23 protein-coding genes and 1 riboswitch are annotated in these 16,538 nt (G+C 44.0%); of the genes, 17 read left to right on the top strand and 6 right to left on the bottom strand.

The window, feature by feature from the left end:
• The first annotated feature begins 54 nt into the window (after window positions 1-54).
• The gene (locus ACRQU7_RS02100; RefSeq protein ID WP_018213986.1) at window positions 55-222 is read left to right on the top strand and encodes a hypothetical protein; all 168 of its coding nucleotides are present in this window, start codon (window positions 55-57) and stop codon (window positions 220-222) included.
• 158 nt (window positions 223-380) lie between these two features.
• Here ACRQU7_RS02100 and ACRQU7_RS02095 read toward each other — a convergent pair whose 3' ends face one another.
• From ACRQU7_RS02095 to ACRQU7_RS02080, 4 genes are all read right to left on the bottom strand, one after another.
• Window positions 381-800 carry a pyridoxamine 5'-phosphate oxidase family protein gene (locus ACRQU7_RS02095; protein ID WP_018213987.1) on the bottom strand — a complete coding sequence of 140 codons (420 nt, stop codon included), beginning with the start codon at window positions 798-800 and terminating at the stop codon, window positions 381-383.
• Window positions 801-848: 48 nt separating this feature from the next.
• A complete protein-coding gene (locus ACRQU7_RS02090) occupies window positions 849-1,238 on the bottom strand; it encodes a VOC family protein (protein ID WP_018213988.1) in 390 nt (129 codons plus the stop codon).
• 13 nt (window positions 1,239-1,251) lie between these two features.
• Window positions 1,252-1,692 (bottom strand): GyrI-like domain-containing protein, encoded by a 441-nt coding sequence (locus ACRQU7_RS02085; protein ID WP_018213989.1) that lies wholly within the window; start codon window positions 1,690-1,692, stop codon window positions 1,252-1,254.
• Window positions 1,693-1,758: 66 nt separating this feature from the next.
• Window positions 1,759-2,652 (bottom strand): helix-turn-helix transcriptional regulator, encoded by an 894-nt coding sequence (locus ACRQU7_RS02080; RefSeq protein WP_018213990.1) that lies wholly within the window; start codon window positions 2,650-2,652, stop codon window positions 1,759-1,761.
• A gap of 319 nt (window positions 2,653-2,971) precedes the next feature.
• Between ACRQU7_RS02080 and ACRQU7_RS02075 the strand changes: the two genes are divergently transcribed.
• The 11 genes from ACRQU7_RS02075 (at window position 2,972) to ACRQU7_RS02025 (ending at window position 12,611) form a co-directional block, all read left to right on the top strand.
• On the top strand, window positions 2,972-3,319 hold the full coding sequence (locus ACRQU7_RS02075; RefSeq protein WP_018213991.1) for a hypothetical protein: 348 nt from the start codon (window positions 2,972-2,974) through the stop codon (window positions 3,317-3,319).
• 262 nt (window positions 3,320-3,581) lie between these two features.
• On the top strand, window positions 3,582-3,896 hold the full coding sequence (locus tag ACRQU7_RS02070; RefSeq protein ID WP_018213992.1) for an ArsR/SmtB family transcription factor: 315 nt from the start codon (window positions 3,582-3,584) through the stop codon (window positions 3,894-3,896).
• 93 nt (window positions 3,897-3,989) lie between these two features.
• On the top strand, window positions 3,990-5,003 hold the full coding sequence (locus tag ACRQU7_RS02065) for a permease (protein WP_018213993.1): 1,014 nt from the start codon (window positions 3,990-3,992) through the stop codon (window positions 5,001-5,003).
• A 15-nt stretch (window positions 5,004-5,018) separates the two neighbouring features.
• Window positions 5,019-5,792: a DUF2703 domain-containing protein gene (locus tag ACRQU7_RS02060; RefSeq protein ID WP_018213994.1), complete on the top strand. Its 774-nt coding sequence runs from the start codon at window positions 5,019-5,021 to the stop codon at window positions 5,790-5,792.
• A gap of 50 nt (window positions 5,793-5,842) precedes the next feature.
• The gene (locus tag ACRQU7_RS02055) at window positions 5,843-6,094 is read left to right on the top strand and encodes a hypothetical protein (RefSeq protein ID WP_139104090.1); all 252 of its coding nucleotides are present in this window, start codon (window positions 5,843-5,845) and stop codon (window positions 6,092-6,094) included.
• Window positions 6,095-6,188: 94 nt separating this feature from the next.
• Window positions 6,189-6,563: a thioredoxin family protein gene (locus tag ACRQU7_RS02050; RefSeq protein ID WP_312576926.1), complete on the top strand. Its 375-nt coding sequence runs from the start codon at window positions 6,189-6,191 to the stop codon at window positions 6,561-6,563.
• Window positions 6,564-6,567: 4 nt separating this feature from the next.
• Window positions 6,568-7,614, top strand: a complete 1,047-nt coding sequence (gene arsB, locus ACRQU7_RS02045) for an ACR3 family arsenite efflux transporter (protein ID WP_018213997.1) — start codon at window positions 6,568-6,570, stop codon at window positions 7,612-7,614.
• Entirely contained in the window at window positions 7,611-8,018 is a 408-nt protein-coding gene (locus ACRQU7_RS02040) for an arsenate reductase ArsC (RefSeq protein WP_018213998.1), read from the top strand. The genes arsB and ACRQU7_RS02040 overlap by 4 nt, the downstream gene beginning before the upstream one ends.
• Before the next feature lie 296 nt (window positions 8,019-8,314).
• Window positions 8,315-8,656, top strand: coding sequence for a helix-turn-helix domain-containing protein (locus ACRQU7_RS02035; RefSeq protein WP_026184155.1), 342 nt, complete (start codon window positions 8,315-8,317; stop codon window positions 8,654-8,656).
• A 49-nt stretch (window positions 8,657-8,705) separates the two neighbouring features.
• On the top strand, window positions 8,706-9,581 hold the full coding sequence (locus ACRQU7_RS02030; RefSeq protein WP_026184156.1) for a methionyl aminopeptidase: 876 nt from the start codon (window positions 8,706-8,708) through the stop codon (window positions 9,579-9,581).
• Window positions 9,582-9,855: 274 nt separating this feature from the next.
• Window positions 9,856-9,960: riboswitch (NiCo riboswitch) on the top strand.
• A gap of 113 nt (window positions 9,961-10,073) precedes the next feature.
• Window positions 10,074-12,611, top strand: a complete 2,538-nt coding sequence (locus ACRQU7_RS02025; RefSeq protein ID WP_018214001.1) for a cation-translocating P-type ATPase — start codon at window positions 10,074-10,076, stop codon at window positions 12,609-12,611.
• A 58-nt stretch (window positions 12,612-12,669) separates the two neighbouring features.
• Here the strand turns inward: ACRQU7_RS02025 and ACRQU7_RS02020 are convergent, their stop codons facing one another.
• Window positions 12,670-12,963 (bottom strand): cupin domain-containing protein, encoded by a 294-nt coding sequence (locus ACRQU7_RS02020; RefSeq protein WP_242841522.1) that lies wholly within the window; start codon window positions 12,961-12,963, stop codon window positions 12,670-12,672.
• Between the two features lie 395 nt (window positions 12,964-13,358).
• A complete protein-coding gene (locus ACRQU7_RS02015) occupies window positions 13,359-13,697 on the bottom strand; it encodes a (4Fe-4S)-binding protein (protein WP_230974964.1) in 339 nt (112 codons plus the stop codon).
• Here ACRQU7_RS02015 and ACRQU7_RS02010 point away from each other — a divergent pair.
• From ACRQU7_RS02010 to ACRQU7_RS01990, 5 genes are all read left to right on the top strand, one after another.
• Window positions 13,676-13,885: a helix-turn-helix domain-containing protein gene (locus ACRQU7_RS02010; protein ID WP_080632397.1), complete on the top strand. Its 210-nt coding sequence runs from the start codon at window positions 13,676-13,678 to the stop codon at window positions 13,883-13,885. The genes ACRQU7_RS02015 and ACRQU7_RS02010 overlap by 22 nt on opposite strands.
• A 310-nt stretch (window positions 13,886-14,195) precedes the next feature.
• The gene (locus ACRQU7_RS02005; protein ID WP_018213991.1) at window positions 14,196-14,543 is read left to right on the top strand and encodes a hypothetical protein; all 348 of its coding nucleotides are present in this window, start codon (window positions 14,196-14,198) and stop codon (window positions 14,541-14,543) included.
• Between the two features lie 385 nt (window positions 14,544-14,928).
• Window positions 14,929-15,750 carry a helix-turn-helix domain-containing protein gene (locus ACRQU7_RS02000; RefSeq protein WP_018214004.1) on the top strand — a complete coding sequence of 274 codons (822 nt, stop codon included), beginning with the start codon at window positions 14,929-14,931 and terminating at the stop codon, window positions 15,748-15,750.
• A gap of 3 nt (window positions 15,751-15,753) precedes the next feature.
• The gene (locus ACRQU7_RS01995; protein ID WP_018214005.1) at window positions 15,754-16,224 is read left to right on the top strand and encodes a VOC family protein; all 471 of its coding nucleotides are present in this window, start codon (window positions 15,754-15,756) and stop codon (window positions 16,222-16,224) included.
• Between the two features lie 65 nt (window positions 16,225-16,289).
• The gene (locus ACRQU7_RS01990) at window positions 16,290-16,496 is read left to right on the top strand and encodes a hypothetical protein (protein ID WP_018214006.1); all 207 of its coding nucleotides are present in this window, start codon (window positions 16,290-16,292) and stop codon (window positions 16,494-16,496) included.
• Window positions 16,497-16,538 lie beyond the last annotated feature (42 nt).

Genomic DNA, 16,538 nt, shown 5'->3' with positions numbered 1-16,538 from the left:
GCTTCAATACCACACAACGGTGGCCGCCGAAATAAGGAAAAGGAGGTCTATTGTGTGGCAGATTACAAAAAAATGTATGATTCGCTGTTTAACGATGTGACGGATGCCATCTCGCTGCTTCAGCGTGCGCAGCAAAAGACGGAGGAGCTTTTTATCTCCGGTGATGACGGCGTTATTGTGGAACTCAAAAGAGATTCAGAGCCCGACGGCAACGATAAATAGCATAGCCCGTTTACAAAAAGCAAGGAGAGCGGTTCTGCCGCCCTCCTTGTTTTGCTGCTGCAAACGTCTTTTGGGGGAAATAAAAAAGGCACACCGTGGGTTCATTCACAGTGCGCCTTGGAGAATAGTTGCAACTCGCTGCCGACAGGGGTTTCAGACTATACCGCAATCGTTTCCATGTGTTCAAAGTCAATGACCACATCCGCTTGGTCAAAGGTGATTTCGAACAGGATAAGCGCAGGAAGTACATCAGGGATGCTCATAATGTATTCCGGCAGCTTCAATAGAAACTGATCCTTGATGGCTTCCACCGAAACAGAGCTTTTCCGAACAATCCCATTCCTGACCCGAACGTGTTCTTCTCCACTTTCCGGAATCGTTGTGAATGCAGCATGAGGATTTTTCTCAAACTCCGCAACCTTTTGGTTGTCGCTAAAGGTGGAGAAATACAGGGCTTTCGTCTCTGCATCATAATAAAAATTGACGATGCGTACATTGGGCGCTCCGTCTGCCGCTGTAGCCAGCGCCATGGCTGTTTGTGTTTGCATCATGCGCTCAAATTCTTTTCTATAATCCATTTGTTATTTCGTCTCCTTCTTTTTAGGCATAGGCAATTGTGTAGCTGCTTATTTGGTAAAGGAACCAATTTCAATTAAGTTGCCCTCTGGATCTGCAACATAGCAAGTCCGCTGTCCCCACGGCTCTGTTGTAGGTTCTAAGACCGGCACGGCACCGTTTGACACAACCCGCTTAAAGGTATCATCTACTGCGGCATAGTTTTCTACACCCATCGCAATTTCATAATGGCCATGGATGCCATTCGCATAAGAAAACGACCTTTTTGCCATCTGCTCAAAATCTGTTCTGCGATAAAGTAAAAACAAAGTGCCATCTTTCACCAGATAGACATTGCTGGAATCTTCTTCCTCCTTGATTTCAAACCCAAGAACATCACGGTAAAAACGCACCATAGTCGGCATATCTTTCACGAAAATTCCGAAGCCTTCTAATTTCATACGTTTCCCCCCCTTACTTCAGAGCAATGTAGATATCAATATCACAGTTTTCCGGGTCGGCATTTCGGTATTCCTCGAAATCGCCTGTAAAGCTGCGGTCTAAATCCGTCTGCCAAATCTCTCCCCATGAGTCAGAGACGGCCTTTTCCATATGCCCATGCACAGAGAATTTTGCGTATTTTCCGGCAGGGATTGTTTTTACGGTCAGTTCAGGATTTTCTGCCTTGGAAACCTCATTACCCGCTGTTACACAGTACCCATCGGCCGTATAATCGGAATACAGCCCAATGGCGTACTCGTTTACCTTGTTTTTTATCACGGCATTGATGCCGCCTTGGTATAACTTCTCCCAAAGCCCGCCAATGATTTTCCCCATTTCAGGGTCGCTGTTGCTGGTCGCAGCACTTACCCCAACAATAATCTTTTCCTCTAAATGCACAACTTCGTAGTTCATTTGATCGTCCTCCTTGTCTTTGATACTATCATCATAGCAAAGACCAATTGACAGCAGCGTGTCATATTATAAATATTGTGCCAGTGTTTTTTGCAGCTTATCCTTGATTTGCAGGCGGATATCCTCCGGTTCTATGATCTCACAATCCTCACCAAAGGTCGCAAGATATTGATAGACCCAATCGCCTCTGGGCATGGTGAGCGTCGCAATGAAATCACCGCTGGGAAGCGTTTTGTATTGTGAAAATTCATCATAGACACGATACGCCATTTTCTTTGACAGCTTCAGTGTGATTGTCACGAAATCATCTTGAAATATTTTTGTGCCTTCAAATATCTTCGCGGAGGCAGTGCGTTCAAAGCGCTCGTCAAGCAGCTTCAATTCTTTCATGCGCCGCAGTTTGAAAAACCGATAATCTTGACGCACTGTGCAGAAAGCATAAAGATACCAGCTCTGTCCCTTAAAGCAGAGTTTCATGGGTTCTGCTGTGCGCTGCGTGCTGCCCTCACTGCTGTGATACTGAAACGCCACTTTTTTCTTTCCGAGAATGGCGCTTTTCAGCAGGCTGAACAGCTGCGCTTCCTCATCGGCGTTTGCCCAGCCGGAGAAATCAACTTCAACCCAATCGGCGCTGGTGTTTCCAAATAGGGAGGACAGCTTTTGCACCGCAGTATTGGTTTGCTCCAAGTTGACCGCATCTACTGCGTGAAGTGCAGCGAGAATATCTGACTTTTCGCCATCGGTCAGGACAGTTTTATTGAGAACGAAGTCAGGGAGCAGTGAAATTCCACCACCCTTGCCCTTGGTCATATAAATGGGTATTCCCGCCGAGGATAGAAGCTCTACATCCCGGTAAATCGTGCGGGGTGAAACCTCAAAGTGTGTTGCGAGCTCCCCGGCGGTCATACTTTTTTTGTTCAGCAATAGATAAACCATTTCGAATAGCCTGTTAATCTGCATATTATCACCTCTACTGCTTTTATTATAAGATGATAATATGACATCTACAAGACATATTAAAGCAACGAAACATTATTTGTTCCACTACATCCCCAAAATCGTCCAGAGTATCCTTGCAAAAGGATGGCGAACGGACTTTTTCATAGTATCTGTGTCCTTTCCATTGTTCATATTTGTTTAATTGAAAGTTCCGCTTTACTATGGTAAACTCACTTTATATATCTGCCGTGTAAAACTTTTGTGAAACGGTAGCATGGGAAATTAACGCTCGGTGAGCAAGTTTTATATAATTTATATAATGTGTGAGGTGGTGCAATAAATGTTTAATGAAATTTGTATCTATGAGGCAAAGATTGAAAAGCAAGAGGAAATTGAGCAACTTATGAAAGAGGTTGCCGCCTTTTATATGGAGCAGGATGGTGTTATTGAAGTTAGATATATCAAACGCACCCACCGCCAAACAGATTTTAATGCCGTTAAAGAAGGGGCATTGCCTGTTCGCCTCACACGCAATGTAGGCAAAGTCACTTATGTTTTACATTGGACTGTTAGAGATGAAGAAACTCACGCAAGGGTGTCAAAGTTAGGGTTAGAGCATTTTTACAAGCGATGGAACAGATGCTTAACCACTATGCCAAAAATTATTTTGGGTGAAAACATTGTGTAAGGGTATGAGCACACCCTCTGTTAGTAGTTTAACTTCACCTACACAATAAAATCTGACTTATCACGAATTTGAGCCGTTGCATCTTACTTGACGCAACGGCTCTTGCTTTGTCTACATGCCAAGAATAGTCCAGAGTATCCTTGCATTAGGTCGGTGAACGGATTTTAATTTTCATAAACAGCGCTTCCTTTCATATTGACATTTTTTGATGTGAAGCATATACTATATCATATCAAGATAATTTGATGTGAGGTGATAAACGTTGGAGCTTACTCCGGAGAAGAACGCTAATGTATTTAAGGCATTTTGCGATGAAAAGCGGCTTGCCATTTTGGAACTGCTGCGCAGCGGTGAAAAATGCGCCTGCGTGCTCATTGATCAAATGGAAATCGGTCAGTCCTCCTTGTCCTATCACATGAAGATTTTATGTGAATCGGGTATTGTCGAAAGCAGACAGGAAGGCAAATGGACACATTATAAAATCAGTGAACAGGGCAGCCACGAGGCCATGCTCCTGTTAAAAGCAATTACCACCCCCAATGCAACCGCTGAAGATACTCGTTGTTGCAATCAATAACGGCCATCTGATGGAAGATGGCTTTTATTCGGCACAACATATCAAGTTTTTTTGATATGACTATTGAATTTAAGAAAGAGAGGCGCTTACCCTATGGAGATCCTTCAAAATACGTGGCTGTTCTTTCAAGACCAAGTGCTTGGAATGAAATGGCTCAACGCCCTAATCGGTAATCTGCTCTCGTTGTTCGGTCTTGATGTAACAGGACGAATTGGTGGCAGCGTTCAATTCTTTATCTATGATGTACTAAAAATCACCGTACTGCTCTGCGTGCTGATTTTCATCATCTCGTACATTCAAAGCTACTTCCCGCCGGAACGAAGCAAGAAAATTATGAGCCGCTTTCACGGCGTGTGGGCAAATATCATGGCAGCACTGCTTGGCACGGTAACGCCTTTTTGCTCTTGCTCCTCCATACCTCTGTTCATTGGATTTACCAGTGCCGGACTGCCCCTTGGCGTGACTTTTTCCTTTCTGATTTCCTCACCCATGGTAGACCTCGGGTCGCTCGTTCTGCTCATGAGCATCTTTGGCACAAAGGTCGCTATCGTCTATGTCGTTGTGGGCCTGGTTATCGCGGTCGTTGGCGGTACGCTGATTGAAAAACTTCACATGGAAAACTATGTGGAAGAATTCATTCGCTCGGCAAGCGGCGTAGATTTTGAATCGCCTGACTTAACCCGCAAAGAGCGTGTCATTTACGCCAAGGATCAGGTGGTGTCAACCTTCAAAAAAGTTCTGCCGTACATTCTGGTTGGCGTGGGCATCGGAGCTATCATCCACAACTGGATTCCTGAAAGCTGGATTGAGATGGTGCTTGGCAGCAATAATCCTTTTGGGGTAGTGCTGGCAACTCTGCTTGGCGTTCCCATGTACGCTGACATTTTCGGCACGATTCCGGTGGCCGAAGCGCTGCTCTACAAAGGCGCGCAGCTTGGTACGGTTCTCTCCTTTATGATGGCAGTCACAACGCTTTCCCTGCCCTCCATCATCATGCTGCGCAAGGCGGTAAAGCCGAAGCTGTTGGGCACATTTATTGCCATCTGCACCATCGGCATTATCATTGTTGGCTATCTGTTTAATATTTTCCAGTATCTACTGGTTTAATGGGAGGGAAAGAGAATGGCTAAAAACTGGTATCCAGTCATCGATTATCTTGCTTGCACTGAATGCGGAACCTGCGTGGATTTTTGCTCCCACAGTGTTTATAACAAAGCAAAAGCCCCGTCCCCTGTGGTGATGCAACCCGGAAACTGCATTGACCGTTGCCACGGCTGCGGCAACAAGTGTCCGGCAGGCGCCATCTCCTATGTAGGCGACGATACTGGCTGGACACCGCCAAACGGCGAATGCAGTGCAAAAAAAAGCGTAGATTGCTGCCGCGGCGGGGCTTGTGAGGAGGATTCCTCCAAGGCTGTGCTTGTGGAATATCTCTATCTTGATCTCAATACCTGTGACCGCTGTATCGGCGCCGATGCGGTACTGGAAGAAGTTTTGGGCAGTATCGCGCCCGCTCTGGAGGCTGCCGGATATACCATGCGGCTTCAAAAGGTACAGATCGCCACAAAAGAACTGGCGGAGCACTACCGATTCCTTGCGTCGCCCACCATTCGTGTAAATGGGCAGGATATCTGCGGACCTGTTGCGGAAAACACCTGCGGCTGCTGTGGTGAAATCAGCGGAACCGATGTGACCTGTCGTACCTTTGCATACAAAGGTCAAGCCTATGAAGTACCGCCCAAAGCCATGCTGGCCGAAGGAATTCTAAGAGCTGTGCTCGGCATGGTGCAGCCCGTTTGTGACTGCGGCGAGTATTCACTTCCAGAAAATCTCAAAAACTTCTTTGAGGGAAAAGCTGTGAAGACCGGTTGCTGCCCTGAAGGTACTTGCGGATGAGTAAACAAAGGATATAAAAACAGTTATTCCACTTTTGATTTTCGCCGTCATTGCCGAGATTGACCTTTACGGTTTTGGGTATCCTTGCGGCCACGGCGGGCAGCCTTGTATGGAGTGTTTTGCTACTGCTGCTCTATTTCATTGGGCACGGCATTCTCGCCGTGATTGCGGAGCCTTCCATGGGCTTTGCCCAAAAGCTCTCCCAAAGCGAGAAGTATGGAAAAGCCAGCGCTATTTTGAAAATCGTCATGGGCGCGGTGATCCTGCTCATCGGTTTCTATTTGTTATATTCAGGTTTCTAATCATGAATTTAAGGAGGTTTTTATTATGGCATTGTTTGGTTTTGGTAAAAAGAAAAATGCAGAGGAAGAATTGGTGCAGTGTGGTTGCGGGGAAATGTGCAAGCCCTCCGAAATTGCCGCAAAGAAAGCTGACGAAGAAGCAAAAGCAAAAAACTCCGGTTGCTGCTGTGGCGGTGACTGCAATACAGAAACGATTGCGGAAGCCGAAAAAGCAAAAGTGAGCGGTTCATCCGTCAAGGTGCTTGGCTCGGGCTGTGCAAAGTGCAATCAACTGGAAGCGGCTACCTTGGAAGCGCTCAAAGAGCTTGGCATGGATGCCACCATTGACCATGTGACAGACTTTACACAGATCGCTGCTTACGGTGTGATGACAACTCCTGCATTGGTTGTGGACGGCAAGGTCGTTTCCTTTGGAAAGGTTTTAAAAAAGGACGAGGTCGTTAAAATCCTGCAAAAAGTACGGGGGTAAATTTATGGCAAAGGAAAAATCACAAAGCATTGGCTTCTTTCAAAAATACCTGACCGTGTGGGTTGCTCTCTGTATGACGGCAGGTGTTTTAATTGGTAAACTTTTACCTGCCGTTCCTGCATTTTTAGGCCGTTTTGAGTATGCCAGAGTTTCTATTCCGGTCGCCATCCTCATTTGGGTGATGATTTATCCCATGATGATGAAGGTGAATTTCCAGAGCGTCAAAAATGTGGGGAAAAACCCAAAGGGGTTATTCGTCACATGGGTGACAAACTGGCTCATCAAGCCGTTCACCATGTACGGTATCGCCGCGCTATTTTTCTATGTGGTTTTTAAGGGCTTGATTGCCCCTGACCTCGCCAAGGAGTATCTGGCGGGTGCAGTACTCTTGGGTGCGGCACCCTGCACAGCGATGGTGTTCGTCTGGAGCACGCTCACCAAAGGAAACCCTGCCTACACCGTAGTACAGGTAGCAACCAACGATTTGATTATTCTGGTTGCCTTTGTGCCGATTGTGAAATTCCTACTGGGCGTTTCCAACGTGTCCGTGCCATGGGACACGCTGATTTTATCGGTCATTTTATTTGTAGTCATTCCGCTTGCGGGCGGTATTCTGACCCGTGTGCTGGTGACAAATCGCAAGGGCACAGAGTATTTTGAAAACACCTTTGTCCATAAATTTGATAATGCCACCAGCATTGGTCTGCTGCTCACTTTGGTATTGCTGTTTTCCTTCCAAGGTGATGTGATTTTGAATAATCCGCTGCACATTCTACTCATTGCTGTGCCGCTTGTTTTGCAAACTTTCCTTATTTTCTTCATCGCTTATTTTGCTTGCAAATGGCTGAAGCTGCCCCATGATATTGCCGCCCCTGCGGGGATGATTGGCGCGTCCAACTTCTTTGAACTGTCGGTCGCTGTGGCGATTGCATTGTTTGGTACTACTTCACCGGCGGCTCTTGCCACCGTAGTTGGCGTGCTGACCGAGGTGCCGGTGATGCTGTTGCTTGTAAAAATCGCCAACAAAACGAAAGGATGGTTTCCAGTATGAGCAAACCTAAAGTAGCATTTATCTGCGTACACAACTCCTGCCGCAGCCAAATTGCCGAAGCACTGGGCAAGTACCTTGCGTCTGATGTCTTTGAAAGCTATTCTGCCGGAACGGAAGTAAAGCCGCAAATCAATCAGGATGCTGTGCGGCTGATGAAGCAGATTTATGGCATCGACATGGAGCGAACTCAGCGCAGTAAGCTGCTGGAGGAGATTCCCCCAGTGGATATCGTGGTGACCATGGGCTGCAATGTGCAGTGTCCTTTTTTGCCCTGTATGCACAGGGAGGATTGGGGGTTAGATGACCCAACCGGCAAAAGCGATGTGGACTTTGAACGTACTATAAAAGCAATCCGCTCTAAAATTGAGAATTTGAGAGAGCGAATCGCTGACAACAAACTATAAAGAACGAGGCTGGCGTTTGTCAGCCTCGTTTTCCTATTCTCCGTTACATCCCCAGTATCGTCCAGTCAATACTTGCATAAGGACAGTGGAAATTTGCGGCAACATATGGTACGATAACTTTTAACAAGTATTTGAATTGCTAATTATTTATAATCTGTACAGTAATTAAAGGCATCCGTAAACTCCTGCTGCAGCCAAATTACGGAGATTATCGGCAAGCACTTTATCTCATATGTGCAACTTATATCAGGTAATTGTCTGTGAGAATTGATATACTGGAGAAAGGAGTGAAGCAAATGTCTGTTCAAACAATAGAAACAATGGCAAAGTGGGTAGAAAATAACATAACAGAAAGCCCAAGCCTGCAAGATATGTCATCATATGTTGGTTATTCACCGTATTACTGCTCTACAAAGTTTCGGGAGCACATGGGTATGACATATAAACAATTTCTTGCCCAATGTAAATTAAAAGCTGCTGCTAATGATCTTTGCATAACCAATGACAGAATAACCGATATTGCTTTTCGATATGGGTACTCGTCATCTGAAGCGTTTGCAAGAGCTTTTTCACAAGCGTTTCAATGCTCGCCACGCCAATATCGGAAAACTTCCGGTGTTTCTCTTAGCTCGCCTTAGTCTATAGGGCGTATTGCTCCCTCCGAATTTGTAAATGCGAGGAGATAAAATGTCTGACAAGTTTGGAAGAAATGATCTCTGCTGGTGTGGCAGCGGTCGAAAATATAAGAAATGTCATGGCCCTATTGATGAGCAAATTGAAATCTACCGCTTAAAGGGATATGAAGTGCCTTATCGAAAATTGCTTAAAACAAAACAACAGATTGAAGGTATTCGGGAAAGCAGCAAACGAAACATCGCTTTACTGGATTTCATTGCAAATTATGCGGTTGATGGAATCACCACGGAAGAGCTTGACCGGCTTATCTTCGAAAAAACCAAGGAACTGGGAGGCGTTCCAGCAACACTCAATTTTGACGGATACCCTAAGAGCGTGTGTATCTCAATTAATGATGTTGTATGTCATGGTATCCCCTCTGATCGTATATTCCTGCGAAACGGCGATATTGTAAATATTGATGTGTCTACAATTTATAACGGATTTTTTTCAGATTCTTCACGCATGTTTTGCATTGGTGCTGTTTCCGCTGAGAAACAAAAACTGGTTGATGTTGCGAAAGAGTGTGTGGAGCTGGGCATTGAACAGGTAAAACCGTGGGGATTTCTTGGTGATGTTGGGCAAGCTGTTCAAGACCATGCAAGGGAAAATGGATATTCTGTCGTTCGAGAAATCGGAGGCCACGGTATTGGTCTACAATTTCATGAAGATCCTTGGGTCGGTTATGTGACAAAGCAAGGAACAGGAATGCTCTTAGTCCCAGGACTTGTTTTTACTGTAGAGCCTATGATAAATATGGGAAAATCCAATATAGTAACAGATAAATGCGATAATTGGACTATTCGCACTGCTGATGGGAAGCCTTCTGCGCAATGGGAAAAACAGGTGTTAGTAACCGAAACTGGTTATGAGGTGTTGGCATATTAATGAACAGTTAGGAATAACCAGAATTTCTTATTATGAGCATAATGAGAACCTAAATGAGCAGACCCAGCTCCTTGCAGAACTGGACCTACTCATTATTACTACATGCCAAGAATAGTCCAGACAATCCTTGCATAAAGACGGTGAACGGATTTTTGTTTTCATTTTAATTCTCCTTACATCTTCTATAATATTCTGGTTGACAATGATTGCAATCTTGCATATAATATATAGAATCTCTTTGCACTGCATTACATTCAGCATGAATGCGAGATCAACAGTACAAACTGAGCAGGCGATGAACCTTTTTGTAAAGGTCATGGGGCCGGGCCGCCCAATGAGCGGCAACAGATTGCAATTTGAGCACATCTGTGGGACAGTAGTATGTTCCATAGGTGTGCTATTTTTTATACCCTGATGGAACACATGACCCCGAAATGGAGTGCCATAGAGCTATCAAACGACTGCCGAAAGGCTAAAACGGAGGTAACTTTTATGACAGACAAAAAGCAAAACATGGCTGGCTTAACCGCCACCGAAGCAAAACGATTGCAGGAGCAATATGGTAAGAATGAATTGACCGCACGGAAAAAAGAAAGCTTTTTCAAAAAAATCCTGCATATTATCTGCGAACCAATGTTCTTACTGCTCATTGTTGCTGCGACCATTTATTTTATTCTGGGAGAATCCAGGGATGGTGCGATTATGCTCATTTTTGTGGTGGGCATCATTAGCATTGATGTAATTCAAGAATGGAAAACCGATAAAGCCCTAAATGCCCTGAAAGATTTATCTGCCCCGCATGTCACTGTTATTCGTGATGGCAAGGAGCAGACCATTGCAAGTGCTGACCTTGTGCCCAGCGACTTAATGATGATTTATGAGGGGGTTAAAATCCCGGCAGACGGCATTATAATAAAATGTAACGACCTGTGTGTCGATGAATCTTCGTTGACCGGCGAAGCGGAAGGTGTGTGGAAAATCAACACTGAGAGTGCAGATTCAACAAGCGACTATTGGCGGCGTGATTATTGTTATGCTGGCACGCTGGTTACACAGGGCACAGCAACGGTACTGGTAGATAAAATTGGTGGCAGCACCGAATATGGAAAAATCGGTGCTAATGTTGCATCTGCACCAGAGGAACCCACACCCCTACAAAAGCAAACCGGAAGTCTTGTTAAACTATGCGCAGGAATTGCTGCAGTCTTGTTTGCCCTTGTAGGAATATTCACATGGCTAAATATTCCTGACCACAGCTTTGGCGACAGGCTGATTGAAAGCATTTTGTCGGGCATCACCCTTGCCATGGCAATGATTCCAGAAGAGTTTCCTGTCATCCTCACGGTATTTTTATCAATGGGAGCTTGGCGACTTGCCAAAAAGCAGTCACTGGTGCGCAAGTTGCCTTCAGTGGAAACGCTTGGCGCCGTATCTGTGCTATGCGTAGATAAAACAGGTACCATCACGATGAATCAGATGACCGTGCAGGATACGTGGGCTACTGATGGCAACACCATAGCACTTTGTGAAGTAATGGGTATGGGCTGCGAGACCGATGCCTATGACCCAATGGAAAAGGCAATGCTCAAGCATTGCGAAACCCTTGGAATTTTAAAGGAAGATCTTTTTGCTGGAGAACTAATCAGCGAATATGCCTTTACAAATGAGTTGAAGATGATGGGGCATATTTGGCGCAGAGATGACGGAATTACCGTTGCCGCAAAAGGGTCCCCTGAGCGTATCTTAACTATTTGTAAGCTTACAGATTTAGAAAAACAAACAGCAGAACAGAAGATCACCGAAATGTCCAAACAAGGTTTGCGTGTAATTGCAGTTGCCACTGCAAAGCTACAAAGTGAAGCAGAAATTCCTGCACAGATCACAGACTGCCATTTAACGCTTTGCGGACTGATCGGGCTTGCCGACCCACCCCGTGAAGGTGTAAAAGCAGACATCGCCGTTTGCAATAAAGCGGGTATTCGTGTTGTTATGATTACAGGTGATAATGGCATCACCGCCGCGTCTATCGCAAAGAAAATCGGTATGCAAAACAGCGACCATATCATTACAGGCGATATGCTAAGCGAAATGACCGATGAAGAACTGCGTGAAAAAGTGAAGGATGTCAGCATTTTTTCTCGTGTCATTCCTGAACATAAAATGCGTATTGTAAAAGCATTCAAAGATAACGGTGAAATTGTCGCGATGACCGGTGATGGCGTGAATGATGCACCCGCTCTCAAATATGCCGATATTGGCATTGCAATGGGTAAACGCGGCAGTGAAGTTTCCCGTGAAGCAGCAGATCTCATTCTAATGGACGACAATTTTACTACTATTGTAGAAACGGTAAAAGACGGTCGCCGTATTTATGATAACATTCGCAAGGCTGTGGGCTATGTGTTCACCATTCATATTCCCATTGCCTTTGCCTCCTTACTTGCACCAATCCTTGGCATTGCCCCCTCAGCACTGCTTTTACTTCCTCTCCACGTTGTTCTGCTCGAGCTACTCATTGACCCTACCTGCTCGATTGTACTAGAGCGTCAGCCTGCCGAAGCAGACATTATGGAGCGAAGCCCTCGAGATCCAAAGGAAAAACTGTTGACCGCAAAAACTCTAGCCAAAAGCATTTTGCAGGGACTTATCATTTTTGCGGCCTCCTTTGGAACGTATTACGTAATCCTCGATGGAAATGTTGATAATGCACCAGTTGCCCGGGCAATGGGGCTTGCAATTATCATGCTATCCAACTTGTTTCTTGTACAGGTCAATAGTTCTGATCACGATTTTACCTTTCAATCGGTAAAGCGCCTTGTGAAAGACAAAGTGATGTGGGCAGTTAACCTTGGTACACTGGCTATGCTTGGCATTATTTTGTATTCGCCACTCAATGGCTTATTAAAGTTGGCACCACTTTCTGCTTCTCTGTTATTAAAGGCTGTTATTATTGCATTTATCGCAGTGTTTTGGTTTGAGTTAGTGAAACTGGTAAAACGACAAAAACTGAAAAATGGTTCAATGCAATAAAAATAAGAGCTGCGTGAATTCTCACGTGGCTCTTACTTTTTTTACATGTATTGTGGTTTCAATCCCCCAATCTATCGGCATCTGCCTTAGTTTTGTGCACTGTGCCATGCGGATGATGTGGTGGTGCATAAATTGAATAGAGTTTTAAAGGGCATCGCCCTTTATTAACAACATTATGCCATGTTCCGGCAGGGACAAAAATAACATCATCTGCTGCTATACATTGCTGGAAATCCAATTGCTCTTTGCGGTTTCCCATCAAAGCAACACCGTTTCCTTGTTCGATACGCAAAAACTGATCAGTATCTGGATGTATCTCTAACCCAATTTCACCGCATACGGGAATACTCATCAGAGTTAACTGCAGGTGACATCCAGTCCACAATGTCGTGCGATAGTTCTGATTCCGCCCAGTTGCTTGCGAAATGTTGGTAACATAGGGATAAGGCCCATGGTCTTGTTGGCATGACTCTACGGTCTGATTTCCGCAACCCCTTCTGTTTTCATTATATCGACTCACAAAAAAACACCTCCTTTTTCAGCTTAGGTAACATCACAAAATTATAAATTGCATAGCATTACCCTTATATATCTTATGCGATTGGATTAATAGGGTGATTGAATCCTGAGGGTAATTACACTTAAACCCCTCTCGATGATATTAATCCTGGATACAAAGATAGGCTTACAACCTTTTTAATAAAGTAAATAAGGAGCTACATCACGTTGTGATATAACTCCTTATCTTTATTGTTCCGAATATTCTATTGCATGAACCGGACATGCCTTTATTACACTTTGGAGTTTTTCATAATCAAGAGCCTGTTTATCATATGCTTTGACAACAGCTTTTTTCCCTTGCATTATAAACAGTGTGGGATAGTTCTTTGCACAAAGGGTACAGCCCATACAGGCATCCTTGTTAATATGGAGGCCGGGCTTAGCCAGCATTTCTCCCGGTAGATCCTCATCCCGAATAATTTTTGCCGAAATCCATGAGAAGATGATTATGGCAAGTACAGTGAGCGCCCAACGAATGGCCATGAACTTGGGACCTAAAAACTTTGCTTCATTACCTTCTGGCACTTTCTACCCAGCAAAAATCGGAATCTGTTTTGCTACCTATCACAAAAAAGCAGCTTGCTGACTACTTCGGTGTACAACGCCCCTCACTTTTCAGGGAACTGAAACGAATGAAGGACGAAGGCTTAATTGAGATTGCAAACAAAAAAATATATATCAAATTTATCAGTGAGCCATGGTATTTTTCTTAAGAAGCTTTACCCTTATTTTAGATTATGAAATTAAGCCGTTGCATCTTTATCTTGATGCAACGGCTCCTGCTTTGTCTACATCCCCAAAATCGTCCAGAGTATCCTTGCAAAAGGATGGCGAACGGACTTTTTCATAGTATCTGTGTCCTTTCCATTGTTCATATTTGTTTAATTGAAAGTTCCGCTTTACTATGGTAAACTCACTTTATATATCTGCCGTGTAAAACTTTTGTGAAACGGTAGCATGGGAAATTAACGCTCGGTGAGCAAGTTTTATATAATTTATATAATGTGTGAGGTGGTGCAATAAATGTTTAATGAAATTTGTATCTATGAGGCAAAGATTGAAAAGCAAGAGGAAATTGAGCAACTTATGAAAGAGGTTGCCGCCTTTTATATGGAGCAGGATGGTGTTATTGAAGTTAGATATATCAAACGCACCCACCGCCAAACAGATTTTAATGCCGTTAAAGAAGGGGCATTGCCTGTTCGCCTCACACGCAATGTAGGCAAAGTCACTTATGTTTTACATTGGACTGTTAGAGATGAAGAAACTCACGCAAGGGTGTCAAAGTTAGGGTTAGAGCATTTTTACAAGCGATGGAACAGATGCTTAACCACTATGCCAAAAATTATTTTGGGTGAAAACATTGTGTAAGGGTATGAGCACACCCTCTGTTAGTGGTTTAACTTCACCTACACAATAAAATCTGACTTATCACGAATTTGAGCCGTTGCATCTTACTTGACGCAACGGCTCTTGCTTTGTCTACATGCCAAGAATAGTCCAGTCAATGCTTGCATATAGACGGTGAACGGATTTTAATTTTCATAGCACCGAACCCCTCCCTGTTGTCTATATTTAATTAATTGAAACTTCCATTTTGCTATGGTAAACTTATTTTATATATTTACCGAGTAAAACTTTTTTGAAACGGTAGTGAGGAAAAATTTGCCCCGAAGGGGTGTATTTATATTTGCTTGATTCGCATTAGGCGGATAAACATAATGAAAACTTTACTTTGAAGATGAGGGGGAATAATTTGATTATAAAAGATAACAAGCAATTCAATATATTCCCCTCGCATGTGGGGCTGAGAAAATATATTCAATATTACAACGTCGTATTTCCATCGAATAATACATTTACCGCACAATATACGCTTATGCCTAACGCTTGCGGAACATTGTCGCTTGCTTTTGACGGAAACGCAGTCATTGCTGAACTGTGGGGAGCATCTTTAACCCCGGTATTGTTAGGAATGGAACCAAATAGTTATCATGTCCTATTGCTTGTACAACTTTCTCCCTATGGTTTGTATCAAATTACTCGTCAAAGCCAAGCGGAGTTTGCAGATAAACGACTGACGCTTGAGGATATTGACAATGAGCTGTTTTATTCGCTGCATCAGGCTTTTGTAGCATCAAAAACTGTATCCGATTTGGTGAATACTTGTGAGGAAATTTTATACCGACGCATGGAAAAGCATGTTGTTTCGGACTCTTTGGTGTTGGCAACCAAAGTGATTTCTGATAATTATGGACAAATACAAGTGAAAGAAGTTGCCAGACAATCCCATTATAGTGGGCGACAGCTAAACCGCTTGTTTCTTGTGCAAATTGGGATGAATGTTAAGGACTTTATACGCTTAACTCGCTTTAATTATGTATTAAAGCACATTCAAAAATCGCCTTGCTTTTTTGCGGCATTGTCGCAACAAGCTGGATATTTCGACCAAGCCCATTTTGATAAAGATTTCAAGGCTATCAGTGGCGTTACCCCACAAAAGTATCTGAAAACAATGTCGGATTTTTACTATGACGGCACAGAGATATACGATACACTATCCTCAAAGGGGGATTGAAAAATGAAATATCAAGGTTGTCTTTTAGCGGTTAAGGATATAGCCGCATCGAAACATTTTTATGAAAAGGTGCTTCATCAAAACGCGGTAATGGATATTGGCGTACATGTGACCTTTGAGGGGTTTTCTCTGCAACAAGGATATGCCGAACTCGTTGGCATATCAGTCGATAGCGTGAAAGAGCAATCGCACAACTTTCAAGTTTATTTTGAAGTGGAAGATTTAGACAAGGTATACGCCAAACTAAAAAGCATATCCAGTTTGCAGTGGGTACACGAAATCAAAGAATACCCGTGGGGGCAGCGTGATATTCGGGTATATGACCCCGACAAGCACATTGTAGAAATTGCAGAGGATATGACCACGGTTATCAAACGCTTTTTTAATCAAGGCATGTCGGCAGAAGAAGTTGCTACACGCACAATGTTCCCTCTTGAGGTTGTAAAACAGTATGCGTTAGGCTTTAGTATGTGATACACGGCGGCTTTGGTAAACCAAAGCCGCTATTTTATTCCAAACAAGATTGGAGGAGACGGACAATGAGTAAATATGAGCCGCTTTGGAAGGCGATAGGTCAACGCACGGAGAACAGCTTCGCGCTGACCTATGCCGAGATTGAACAGATTCTGGGCTTTCCCATCGACCACGCCTTTTTAACCTTCAAGAAGGAGCTGCCCGTCTACGGCTATGAGGTGGATAAGATCTCCATGAAGGCACAGACGGTGACGTTCAAACGCTGCACTTGACAAGCGGTGCGTTTCTGCCATCATCGGCTTCACCCATCCAAG

The organism is Caproiciproducens puteiluti, assembly GCF_052442865.1.
GTDB lineage: Bacteria > Bacillota > Clostridia > Oscillospirales > Acutalibacteraceae > Caproiciproducens.
The sequence above is the reverse complement of the archived record's forward strand: the minus strand, read 5'-3'. Positions and strand labels throughout refer to the sequence as shown.